This window comes from Streptomyces sp. MnatMP-M17 (assembly GCF_900091995.1).
GTDB lineage: Bacteria > Actinomycetota > Actinomycetes > Streptomycetales > Streptomycetaceae > Streptomyces.
Map to the genome: position 1 here is coordinate 20,883 of NZ_FMDK01000269.1, position 7,521 is coordinate 28,403.

The 7,521-nt window shown below is 72.2% G+C and carries 8 protein-coding genes; 5 read left to right on the forward strand and 3 right to left on the reverse strand.

Annotation, left to right across the window (positions count from 1 at the left end; all coding sequences use genetic code 11):
- Positions 1-19 precede the first annotated feature (19 nt).
- Complete coding sequence (locus GA0115259_RS12830; protein WP_093595364.1) at positions 20-988, reverse strand: PadR family transcriptional regulator; 969 nt, start codon at positions 986-988, stop codon at positions 20-22.
- A 1-nt stretch (position 989) separates the two neighbouring features.
- Positions 990-1,898 (reverse strand): DUF4097 family beta strand repeat-containing protein, encoded by a 909-nt coding sequence (locus tag GA0115259_RS12835; protein ID WP_093595367.1) that lies wholly within the window; start codon positions 1,896-1,898, stop codon positions 990-992.
- Between the two features lie 166 nt (positions 1,899-2,064).
- Between GA0115259_RS12835 and GA0115259_RS12840 the strand changes: the two genes are divergently transcribed.
- Positions 2,065-2,976: a hypothetical protein gene (locus tag GA0115259_RS12840; protein ID WP_237539958.1), complete on the forward strand. Its 912-nt coding sequence runs from the start codon at positions 2,065-2,067 to the stop codon at positions 2,974-2,976.
- On the opposite strand, the gene GA0115259_RS12845 is transcribed toward GA0115259_RS12840, so the two are convergent.
- Positions 2,879-3,079 (reverse strand): DUF6104 family protein, encoded by a 201-nt coding sequence (locus GA0115259_RS12845; RefSeq protein ID WP_093595370.1) that lies wholly within the window; start codon positions 3,077-3,079, stop codon positions 2,879-2,881. The two genes, GA0115259_RS12840 and GA0115259_RS12845, sit on opposite strands and share 98 nt — an antisense overlap.
- A gap of 171 nt (positions 3,080-3,250) precedes the next feature.
- Between GA0115259_RS12845 and GA0115259_RS12850 the strand changes: the two genes are divergently transcribed.
- The 4 genes from GA0115259_RS12850 to GA0115259_RS12865 form a co-directional block, all read left to right on the forward strand.
- Positions 3,251-3,787: a CU044_2847 family protein gene (locus GA0115259_RS12850; RefSeq protein ID WP_093595373.1), complete on the forward strand. Its 537-nt coding sequence runs from the start codon at positions 3,251-3,253 to the stop codon at positions 3,785-3,787.
- Positions 3,784-5,889 (forward strand): VMAP-C domain-containing protein, encoded by a 2,106-nt coding sequence (locus tag GA0115259_RS12855; RefSeq protein WP_093595376.1) that lies wholly within the window; start codon positions 3,784-3,786, stop codon positions 5,887-5,889. The genes GA0115259_RS12850 and GA0115259_RS12855 overlap by 4 nt, the downstream gene beginning before the upstream one ends.
- A 169-nt stretch (positions 5,890-6,058) precedes the next feature.
- Positions 6,059-7,147, forward strand: a complete 1,089-nt coding sequence (locus GA0115259_RS12860; RefSeq protein WP_093595379.1) for an AAA family ATPase — start codon at positions 6,059-6,061, stop codon at positions 7,145-7,147.
- A gap of 7 nt (positions 7,148-7,154) precedes the next feature.
- Positions 7,155-7,521 (forward strand): hypothetical protein (locus GA0115259_RS12865; RefSeq protein ID WP_141716545.1); only part of this gene is annotated, 367 nt, incomplete at its 3' end.

Here is a 7,521-nt window from a genome sequence, read left to right on the forward strand (position 1 = left end):
CCGACAACCCCCGCTTGCGTCAGGCTTCCGGCATGCGCAGGACCGCGCTGATGTGGGCTGCCGCTGTGGACAAGTGGCGGCGGGCGGCGGACAGTTGGGCGGGGGTTACGCCGTGGTCGCGGGCCGCGTCGCGGATGTCGTCGCGGAAGCGGTCCAGGAGACGGTCCAGATCGCGGGCCGGATCGCCGGTCTCCGGGGTGTCCTTGGCCCAGGCGGGATCCTGGAGCGGCTCCTTGGGCTCGGCAGTCTCGCGTTCCGTCGGCTCCGGCCTGGCGCCCCAGGTCAGGCCGCCCAGTTGGCCCGCCAGTTCCGACAGGCCCTCCCGTACGCCCGTGGGCCAGTCGCCGCGCAGGAAGTGGTCCTGCACCTGGTCCTGGACCTGCTTCGCGATCCGCTGCATCTCCTGACGGGCCGTTTCCTGGGCCTCCTTGGCCTGGCGGCGCGCCCGCTGTGCGTCCTCGCGGGCCCGGCGGGACTCGTCCTTCGCGCGGCGGGCCTGCTCCTTCCACTCCTGCTTCGCGCGCTTCAGCTCCTCCTTGGCCTCGCGCCACGACTCGCTGTCCGCGAACGCCGTGTCCCAGTCCGTCCGCGTGCCGCCCTTACGGGTCTCGGAGGCCGCCGCGCGCATCTCGCTGCGCAGCTGTCCCGCCGCGCCCCGTACGTCATCACGGATCTCCGCGGCCAGCTCGGAGACCGACTCGCGGATCTCCAGCTCCAGATCGGCCAGCTCGCCACTGCGGCCCGCCAGTTCGGCGCGGCCCGCGTCGGTGATCGAGTAGACCTTGCGCCCGCCCTCGGTGGCATGCGTGACCAGGCCCTCGGCCTCCAGCTTGGCGAGCCTGGGATAGACGGTGCCGGCGGACGGCGCGTACAGGCCCTGGAAGCGCTCCTCCAGCAGCCGGATCACCTCGTACCCGTGGCGTGGCGCCTCGTCGAGGAGCTTGAGCAGATAGAGCCGGAGTCGGCCATGGGCGAAGACCGGGGCCATGTCAGAACTCCTTCGCGTCGGTCGGTACCGAGTCGGTCGGCACCGCGTCGGCCCGTACCCCGTCGGCGGGTTCGTACTCCATCGGCGGCCTTCTCAGCAGCGCGATCGATCCCGACACCGTTGTCGCCCTGAGTGTGCCCGTGCCCGCCCCCAGCGTGCCGGTGATCCGCTTGGCGCCCCACTGCCCGCTGACCCGGAGATCCTCGAACGCGTTGGACACCTTGCCGCTCGCCGTGTTCGCCTCGACCTTCGCGTCCGCGGGATGCGGCAGCCGGATCGCGACCTCGCCGGAGACCGACGACAGCTTGATGTCCGTGGGCCGGTCGCCCGGATCGAGATCGACGACCATGTCGCCGCTGACCGATTCGGCCCGTACGGAGGAGCCCGCGCCCTCGACCACCGTCAGATCGCCCGAGACCGAGGTGAAGCGCAGGTCTCCGGTGACGGCCTGCGCCTCCAGACTCCCGGAGACGGTGTCGGCGCGGACCTCGCCCGACAGTCCCACGAGCGTGGTGTCACCGCTGACTCCGCGCACATCCGTACGCCCGCGGATCCCGGAGACCACGGCTCCGGCCCCGACCACTCCGACCTCCACCGCCGCGCCCGACGGGACGGCGAGGGAGACGACGGCGCTGCGGTGCCGGCCTCTGCGGTCGAGCCACTTGAGGAAGTTCTTCCAGGGCAGATCCTCGTAGGCCACGGTGAGTGTGGAGCCGCTCCGTGTCACGGTCAGCGGCGGTCCCTCGACACCGGAGATCTCCAGCCGTGCGCCGCCCTGCTCGTTCAGTACGGAATCGTCCGAGCCGACGACATTCACCGTCCCGTTGACGATACGCACATGGAGCGCCGTCACCGGATCGTCGAAGGTGAGCTTCGTCGGCCCGCTGACTTCCCATGTCGACTCTGCCATGGTGCGACCTCCCGGCCTGCCTCGACGCAACATATCGCGTCTCCTGAGAAACACGATATATCGCGGTCCTGGGAAGTCAAGGCCGGGTGGCCGAACCCGGAGGAACCTCAAGGGCTCCGAACGGGCATAGCGCTCATATTCGGGCGAAGTGTCCTAGCGTAAGAGCATGAACGCGACTTCCGTGGGGGCTCTGCTGCTCTGCCGGGCCGAGCCGGCGGTGGTACGGCCCGCCGCCCATCTGCTCCGTGAACGGCTGCTGCTCGTCCCGGCGGGCCCCGGCTGGAGCGTACTGGTGCCCGAGGGCAAGCCCTGGCGGGACGACGGTGAACCGGTCGACCGCGTGGTCGCGGGCTGGGCCACCGCGCTCGCCGTCGGCGTCAACTGGCCGGTGCTCGCGCTGTGGTGGGACGCTGACCGCGCCGGATACACCCTGGCGGCCGGCTTCCGGCGCACGGTCGGCTATGTCTGGCTGGCGGACGGCACACCGGTGGGCGAGGACGAGGCGATGCGTACGTTCACGGCCCGTCTCGGCCTCGATCCCGTACTGGACCTCCCGGCCCTGGAACCGCTGACCCGTCAGGACCCGGAGGCCGACTCCCGGGACCGGCTGCTCGCCTTCGCCGCGTATCTCTCCCGGGCCGGTGTCGTGCTCCCGGTCGGGCTCGGTCCCGGTGAACCGGCCGACCGGCTGCGCGAGGTGGCGCGTGTCCAGCCGGGCGCCGAGCAGGTGGAGTGGGCGGGCTGGCGCGACACCGTACGGGCCGAGCTGGATGTCGTGGAGGACGGGCCGCTCGGGCCCTGGCTGCGCGGACCACGGGCCCGGCTGGCCGGTGCGGGCCAGCTCGCGGCCGGTGTCCCGCTCACGCTCTGGGCGGCGCGCCGCCACAGCGCCGGGTGGGCCTTCGCCGGTGCCCTGCTGATCGCGCAAGGGATGCTGACGCTCGCGTACGACCGGCTGCGCGCCGGACCGTGCCAGGCGTTTACCCGTCCTCGGCGTCGTCGTTCAGGTAGTCCTCGTCGTCCAGCCGGGCCAGCCATGTCGCCAGCCGTTCGACCGGCACCTCGAAGTCGGGATTGAGGTCGACGAACGTACGGAGTTGCTCGGCCAGCCACTCGAAAGTGACCTCCTCCTCGCCGCGCCGCTTCTCCAGTTCCTCGATCCCACGGTCGGTGAAGTACATGGCGAACAGCCTAATGCCTGGTGAAGGGCGGTGCGGTGGCCGTGGGCCCGGCCTCCCGGCCGTCCGGGCCCGCCGGGAACCGGGCGGCGGCGAATCGCCGTCCTCCTCCATTGCCTCGCTTCGGCTCCGTACTGCCGTTAACCTGCGGGGAATTGGGGGAACGGGGGCGTCATGGAGGACGGAGAGGTCCGTATCACCCGCGTCGAGATGCCGGACGGCACGCCTGTCTGGGCGCGGATCTCGGGTGCCGAGGAGCTGAGGCGGCCCTCCGGCGGCCTGACCTACTCGGACACGGGATTCGCCGAGCAGGTGCAGGCGCGGGTGGAGAGTCTGAACGGAGTGGTCACCAGCGTCGCGCGGTCGCTGGCGGCACCGCTGAGGGCGGTGCGGCCCGACGAGGTCAGCATCGAGTTCGGTATCGAACTGACCGCCAAGTCCGGCAAGGTCGTGGGACTCCTCGCGGACGGCGAGGCCAAGGGGGCGATCAAGGTGACCCTCACCTGGAACAACGGCGGACCGCCCGATCTGTCGGTGCCGCCGCTCGTACCTCCGCAGGCCGTGGCACCGTCCACGGGCACGCCGCCCGGGACACCGTCCGGGACGCCTTCCGGAGGGCCGCAGTCCGACGGGGAGGTGCCCGGGGGCGCACCACCGGGCGCACCGGCGCATCCGGGCGGGCTCACGCCTCCGGCCGGGAGCGGACCGTGATCGACGGGTTCGGCCGGGGTGCGCCGGGCGCCTCGGGCGAGACCCAGCGTGCGCTCAAGGACCTCGTCGCGGCGGCGACCGTGCGCATCCATGGCCCGGTGTCCGGGTATGCCCCTGATGGACCAGGCGGCGGCTTCCTGGGGAGCGGCTTCTTCATCGCCCCGAGCTGGGTGCTCACTTGCGCCCATGTGGCGATGCAGGGGGAGGGGCGGGAGGTGACCGTGGTCTTCGAGATCGGCCCCGGCAGCGGCGAGGGCGAGTCGTCGGTGCAGGGCTCCGTGGTCGCGGCGCTTCCCGAGCCGCCGCGCGACGCGCTCGCGGCACGCTCGTTCGGCACGCCCGGGAGCTGGCCGGGACCCGATCTGGCGCTCATCAGGCTCCGCCGGCCGGTCGAGCATCCCTGTGTGTATGTCACGGAGCGGCCCGCGGCCTTCTTCGGCGGCGGGCAGGTGCTCTACTCCGGCTGGACGGACGTGGGCGGCCGGCTCAAGCGGCTCAGCGGCTACTGCACCGTGCAGGGCACGCTCGGCGGCTGGGGCGATCCGGACGAGCAGATCCGGCTCGGCGGCGATCTGCTGCCGCCGGGGATCTCCGGCGGGCCCGCCATCGATCCGGCGCGCGGCGAGGTGGTCGGTGTGCTCAAGTCGCAGCTCGTCGGCGGCCTCGGCGGCACCTCGATCGGTATCGAGCAGCTCCGTTCGCTGCCCGTGCCCGCCACGATGGCCACGGCCGAGTCGGACGACGACTACCAGGCCGTGTTCCATGCCCATGACCGCTATCACGCGGACCGCCACACCAACCGGGTGGGCACCGGCCGCACCTGGGCCGATGTGCAGAGCGGACTCGGCGCGGGCGCCGACCGCGCGCTCACTCCGCAGCAGCGCATCATCCTGCTCGGCAGACTCGCCGAGCTGCCGCCGCCGGTCTCCACCCGCAGCCTGCTCGATCTGCTGGTCCGCCTGCCGAACGTGCACTCGGTCGACCGCTATCCGGCGCCGCGGAGCTGGCGGGACGGGCTCGGCGCGCTGTACGAGACCAGAGGCGGCGAGGCCGCGCTCGAACTCGTCCTGCGCTACTGCATGAGCGTCATCTCCGCCGAGCGCCCTTATGTCACCCACTCCACGGCGGCGGCCGAGGAGGCGCTGTGGAACTGGGTGAAGTGGATCGCCGACGACCGGCTCTCGCGCGAGTTCCGCAACGAGATCACCCAGCTCTGGTCCGCGGCCCGCTACCGCACCGACCGCGCGCAGCGGCGCGCGTCGCCGGCGTACGGAGAGCGGCCGGTGGAGGGCGAGGGCTCCTTCGTCCTGCTGGAGCTGGAGCCGCGCGGCTGGGAGCGGGACAGCTACGACTGGCGCGTCGGTGTCGCCCGGCACACCGGCGAGGTGGTGCCCGTCAAGGAGGACAGCCGGGGCACGGTGGCGAAGGACCTGCCGGCCAGGCTCACCGCGCCGCTGGCCGAGGCGTTCCGGCGGTGCGACGAACCGGACAGCCCGGCCGTGCTCCAGGTCGCCGTCGTCCAGGCGCAGCTCGGTCTGGAGGTCGACCGCTGGCAGCTGTCGCCCGACGAGCCGCCGCTCGGCACCGTACGCCCGGTGGTGGTCCGCTGCTCGAATCCCGGTCCGCCGCTCTCGGAGGACGAGACGCGTGAGCACCGGGCCCGGTGGAACCGCACCTGGAGCGTGGCGATGCGCGGCGAGATCATCGACTGCGAGGACGGACTGCGGGTACCCGTACCGACGGAGGAGGATCTGCGGGCGCTGGCGTACGAGACCGTGCCGGTGCTCTGCCGGTACGGCGACGGGCCGGACGGCGAGACCGTGGCCGGGCTGGGCCGGGTGGTGCGGGGCGGCTTCCATATCGCCCTGCTGCGCCGTGGCGAGGACCGGCCGGGCATGGTCTGCGCGGATTTCCACCGCCGCGCGCTGGACACCGTCGCCGAGGCGGGGACCGCCGATCAGCTCCCGCGCAGGATCCAGGAGCTGAGATGCGGAGTGCGCGCGGGCCGTGCGGAGATGTTCTGGTCGGACGGCGTGGCGCTCTACTACGACGATCCGCACCACCCTCTGCCCGGATCGGGACAGCTCCTGGAGGCGCCGTGAACGGCCTCGCGGACGGACGCTCAGGGCCTATTGGGCCTCTTACGGGCGCGGCGGCGGATCGCTACGGTGATGCACGTTGTCCTTGCGGCGATGCGCGTCCGGCCCTTCCGACTGCCCTCCCGACTGCCCGAGACCGCCCAGGCGGACGAGTGACGATGAGGAACACGTGATGAGTGAACCCGGCGAGTGGCTCATCTACCGAGGGGCCGGCGAACCGCACGGAGGCATCAACCAGCTTCCGCCGCCACCGCCCTGGCGGGACTTCGCGGGCGGTGACGACACCTCGTCGAACGGCTCAGCGGACCGTCGGCTCGGCGGCTACCGGCATGAGGCGGAGCTGCACCGGCCGGGCGCGGAAGAGCTGGAGATGATCAACGCCGCGCTCTATCTGAGGCGTCCGCTGCTGGTCACCGGGAGTCCCGGCGCGGGCAAGAGCACCCTGGCCCACTCCGTCGCCCATGAGCTGGGGCTCGGCCGGGTGCTGCGCTGGCCCATCGTCAGCCGCTCCACGCTGCTGGACGGGCTCTACCACTACGACGCGATCGCCCGGCTCCAGGATGTGCAGCTCGCCGCGCACCGCGCCTCGTCGGAGCCGGACGGTACGGGCGATGCAAGTGGTGCGGGCGGTGCGGGTGGTGCGGACGGCTCAGGCGACTCGGGCGGCGCGCGGTACCAGGATCCGTCGGCGGACATCGGCAGCTATATCCGTCTCGGCCCGCTCGGCACCGCCCTGCTGCCCTCCGCGCTGCCTCGCGTCCTGCTCATCGACGAGCTCGACAAGAGCGACATCGACCTGCCGAACGATCTGCTCAATGTGCTGGAGGAGGGCGAGTTCGGCATACCGGAGCTGGAGCGCATCGCCGACCGGCTGCCCGACGGCGAGGCCGAGGTGCTCACCGACGACGGTACGAAGGTGAAGGTGAAGGGCGGCCGGGTGCAGTGCAAGGCCTTCCCGTTCGTCGTCCTCACCAGCAACGGAGAGCGCGACTTCCCGGCGCCGCTGATGCGCCGGTGTATCCATCTCGAACTGGGCCGCCCGGACCACCAGCGGCTCGCCACCTTCGTACGGGCCCATCTCGGCGACGAGGCGGCACGCGCGGGCGACGATCTCATCGCCCACTTCCTGGAGCGCTCGCGCAGCGAACTGATCTCCACCGACCAGCTTCTGAACGCCATTTATCTCACCGACGCCGCCGCCCCGGCAGGCCGGGACCGGCTCGCCGACCTGCTCATCCAGCGACTCGACCGGCCGAGGTGATGCGCTGATGCCCGACGTCACGGTACGGCACGGCCCGGACAGCGAGCCGGAACCGGGACGCGGGCATGCCCCGGAGCGGCCTCCCGTGGCCGGGAGCCGGCCGCCCTACGACGGCGCGCTGCTCACCGCGCTCGTCGCCCGGCTGCGCGAGGCCGGTCTCGATCCCGACGCCGAACAGCTCTGCGACGCCATCTGGCTGGCCCAGCAGACCAGCAGCGGCCGGAGCGGCCGGCCCTCAAGCGAGGACGCCGAAAACGCCGAGGGAGACACGCGCGCCGGTTCCGACCAGGCGGACTCCGGACCGCTGTCCGTCACCAGGCCGGGCGAGCAGGACCGTACGGGCGAGGACGGCCCGGCGGACGAGCCGCTCCCGC

Bases quoted from the DNA above. Each gene is read 5' to 3' on its own strand.
- GA0115259_RS12840 (WP_237539958.1), top strand. From the start codon at position 2,065: ATGAACGCGACTTCCGTGGGGGCTCTGCTGCTCTGCCGGGCCGAGCCG.
- GA0115259_RS12850 (WP_093595373.1), top strand. From the start codon at position 3,251: ATGGAGGACGGAGAGGTCCGTATCACCCGCGTCGAGATGCCGGACGGC.
- GA0115259_RS12860 (WP_093595379.1), top strand. From the start codon at position 6,059: ATGAGTGAACCCGGCGAGTGGCTCATCTACCGAGGGGCCGGCGAACCG.
- GA0115259_RS12845 (WP_093595370.1), bottom strand. From the start codon at position 3,079: ATGTACTTCACCGACCGTGGGATCGAGGAACTGGAGAAGCGGCGCGGC.
- GA0115259_RS12835 (WP_093595367.1), bottom strand. From the start codon at position 1,898: ATGGCAGAGTCGACATGGGAAGTCAGCGGGCCGACGAAGCTCACCTTC.
- GA0115259_RS12830 (WP_093595364.1), bottom strand. From the start codon at position 988: ATGGCCCCGGTCTTCGCCCATGGCCGACTCCGGCTCTATCTGCTCAAG.